The organism is Actinoplanes sp. NPDC051633, from assembly GCF_040681735.1.
Classification (GTDB): domain Bacteria; phylum Actinomycetota; class Actinomycetes; order Mycobacteriales; family Micromonosporaceae; genus Actinoplanes.
This window is the reverse complement of the sequence record NZ_JBFAZH010001027.1, coordinates 1-2,783: the sequence shown is the minus strand read 5'-3', so window position 1 is coordinate 2,783 and position 2,783 is coordinate 1. Positions and strand designations below refer to the sequence as shown.

The window sequence follows — 2,783 nt, the reverse complement described above, 5'->3', positions numbered from 1 at the left end:
CGCGAACAGCGCCGGGCGCAGCAGCAGCATCGCGGCCAGCACCGCGACGCCGAGCACGGCGATCACCACCAGGTCGCCCGCCGATGTGGTGGTGAGCGAGCCGAACAGGTACTGCATCAGATTGGCGCTGCCGCTGTCGTCGGAGAGCCCGACCAGCACCACGCCGCCCGCGATGCCGCCGTAGAACAGCAGCGCCAGCGCCAGGTCGCCGGAGGTGCGCCCGCGCTCGCGGACCAGCTCGACGCCGACCGCGCCGGCCGCGGCCACCACCACCGCCGTGAGCACCGGCGACTGGTTGAACAGCAGGCCCACGCCGACGCCGGTGAGCGCCACGTGACCGATGCCGTCGCCGATCAGCGACAGCCGCCGCTGCACCAGATAGATGCCCAGCGCCGGCGCGGTGACGCCGATGATCAGCGCGCCGGCCAGCGCCCGCAGCATGAAGTCGTACTGCAACAGGGCCATTAATTTGGTACCCGATCGGTGGGGGCGACGCAGATGCCCGGCGGCTGGGTGACGGCGTGCGGGTGGACGTGGTCGTGGCCCGGCTCGGCGTGGTGCCCGGCCGGCTCCGGCACCGCACCCTCGTAGGCGATGCGCCCGTGGTGCACCACCACCGCCCGGTCGATCAGCGGCTCGATCGGGCCGAGCTCGTGCGCGACCAGCAGCACCGTGCCGCCGCGCCGCTGGAACCGGCCCAGCACGTCCGCGAACGCCTCCTGGCTGGCCGCGTCCACACCGGCCGTCGGCTCGTCGAGGATCAGCAGGTCGGGTTCGCCGGCCAGGGCCCGGGCGATCAGCGTGCGCTGCTGCTGGCCGCCGGAGAGGGTGGCCACCGGGTCGGCGGCGCGGTCGGCCAGCCCGACGTCCTCGAGCGCCATGGTGACCGCGGCCCGATCGGCGCTGCGGCCGGCGGGCAGACGCAGCCGGAAGGCGCCGCGGCGGGCCAGCCGACCGGCGGAGACCACCTCGCGAACCGTGGCGGGGACGCCGCTGCCGGCGCCGATGCGCTGCGGCACATAGCCGATGCGCGCCCACTGCTTGAACCGGCGGCGGGGGACGCCGAACAGCTCGATGGCGCCGCGGCTCAGCGGGACCAGCCCGAGCACGGCCCGGACCAGGGTGGACTTGCCGGAGCCGTTGGCGCCCAGGATGGCCACCACGGTGCCCTGCTCGACGGTCAGCGAGACGTCGTGCAGGACCTCGCGGCCCGCGTACCCGACGGCCGCGTTGCGGACCAGGACGGCGCTTGTCATGCGGTGCACCCCAGGGCCGTGGTCAAGGCGGCCAGGTTGGACCGCATGATCGAGAAGTAGTCGGTGTTCGGATCGGTGCGGCCCTCCACCGGGTCGAGCACCGCCGTCCCGGCGCCGACCTCACGGGCGATGGTGTCCGCCACCTTCGGGCTCACCAGGGTCTCGAAGAAGATCGTCGTGGCGCCGGTCCGCTTCGCCAGCTCGGCCACCTCGGCCAGCCGCTGCGGCGTGGGCTCGGCCTCGGGGGAGATCCCGGTGATGCCGACCTCGTGCAGGTCGTAGCGCTGGGCGAGATAGCCGAACGCTGTGTGGCTGGTCACGATGTCGCGGCGTACACAAGTCTTGAGCTTGGTCTTGAACTCGGTGTCCAGCTCGGTCAGCTCGCCGTGCAGGGTGGCGGCCCGGGCCCGGTATCCGGCCGCATGCTCCGGGTCGGCCTCGGCGAGCCGCTCGCCGAGCTTGTCGCCGATCGAGGCGAGGCGGATCGGGTCGAGCCACACGTGCGGGTCCTTGCCGCCGGCCGCCTCGGCGTGCTCCTCCTCGCCGGGCACGTGCTCGTGCTCGTCCTCCTCGGCGACCGCCAGCAGCTCGACCGCCGACCCGGCGTCGAACGCCTTGCCCTCGGCCTGCTGGGCCACCGCCTCGTCCACGGCCGGCTGGAAGCCCTTGAGATAGACGACCAGGGCCGCGTCGCTGATCTGCGCCACCTGGCGCGGGTTGAGCTCCAGGTCGTGCGGCTCGGCGCCGGGCTTGGTCAGGTCGGTCACCGAAACCGCGTCACCGCCGATGAACTCGCTGGTGAACTGGAGCGGGTAGAACGCCGTGACCACCGCGGGACGGCTGTCGGCCCGCGCACCCGCGTCGCCGCAGCCGGTCAGGACCAGCAGCCCGAGGAGTAACGCGGCCAGCTTCATAGCACCAACTGTCGCCGACAATGACAATGATTGTCAAAAGCGCATGTGTGCCGGATGTGCTTGTGTCTCAGAGCAGCTTCGCGACCACGACGGCGAAGAGCAGCGTGAGCAGCGCCACACGGACCGCCCGGGTCGACCGCGTCTGCACCGGCCAGGTGGTGAAGGTCAGCGCGGTGAGCGCGGCGCCCAGCAGGAAGAGCAGCGCGGCGCCGACGATCCCGGGCAGGAAGAACCCGGCCACGAGTACGACCAGAGCCACCAGGAACGCCACGGTGGGGCTGACCCGGGCCAGCCGGCGCAGCAGGTTGTCGGACGGTGTCAAGGGCGCTCCTCGATGGTGCGTACGCTCATCTCATGCTGGTGCTCAACCGCTTCGTCGTCCCGTCCGACACCGCTTTCGTGGAACGGGCGCACGCCGCCCTGGCGGCCCTGTCGTCGTGCGTCGGATATGTCTCCGGACGGCTGACCCGGGCGCTGGACGATCCCGCCCACTGGACCTTGGTGACCGAGTGGGAGTCCGTCGGAGCCTACCGGCGGGCGCTCGGCACCTTCGACGTGAAGGTGCACGCCACTCCGTTGCTGTCCGAGTCCCGCGACGAGCCGTCCGCGTTCG

General features: G+C 72.2%; 5 protein-coding genes. 1 reads left to right on the top strand and 4 read right to left on the bottom strand.

Annotated features, from left to right (window positions below):
* The 4 genes from AB0M20_RS36330 to AB0M20_RS36315 all read right to left on the bottom strand — a co-directional run.
* A partial coding sequence (locus tag AB0M20_RS36330) for a metal ABC transporter permease (protein ID WP_364305180.1) occupies window positions 1-465 on the bottom strand: 465 nt, incomplete at its 3' end.
* Window positions 465-1,256: a metal ABC transporter ATP-binding protein gene (locus AB0M20_RS36325; RefSeq protein ID WP_364305178.1), complete on the bottom strand. Its 792-nt coding sequence runs from the start codon at window positions 1,254-1,256 to the stop codon at window positions 465-467. The genes AB0M20_RS36330 and AB0M20_RS36325, both read right to left, overlap by 1 nt.
* The gene (locus AB0M20_RS36320; protein ID WP_364305176.1) at window positions 1,253-2,170 is read right to left on the bottom strand and encodes a metal ABC transporter substrate-binding protein; all 918 of its coding nucleotides are present in this window, start codon (window positions 2,168-2,170) and stop codon (window positions 1,253-1,255) included. The genes AB0M20_RS36325 and AB0M20_RS36320 overlap by 4 nt, the downstream gene beginning before the upstream one ends.
* Window positions 2,171-2,237: 67 nt before the next feature.
* Complete coding sequence (locus AB0M20_RS36315) at window positions 2,238-2,492, bottom strand: DUF6703 family protein (protein ID WP_364305174.1); 255 nt, start codon at window positions 2,490-2,492, stop codon at window positions 2,238-2,240.
* Between the two features lie 32 nt (window positions 2,493-2,524).
* Here AB0M20_RS36315 and AB0M20_RS36310 point away from each other — a divergent pair.
* A partial coding sequence (locus AB0M20_RS36310; RefSeq protein WP_364305172.1) for an antibiotic biosynthesis monooxygenase occupies window positions 2,525-2,783 on the top strand: 259 nt, incomplete at its 3' end.

Bases quoted from the DNA above. Each gene is read 5' to 3' on its own strand.
- AB0M20_RS36325 (WP_364305178.1), bottom strand. From the start codon at position 1,256: ATGACAAGCGCCGTCCTGGTCCGCAACGCGGCCGTCGGGTACGCGGGC.
- AB0M20_RS36320 (WP_364305176.1), bottom strand. From the start codon at position 2,170: ATGAAGCTGGCCGCGTTACTCCTCGGGCTGCTGGTCCTGACCGGCTGC.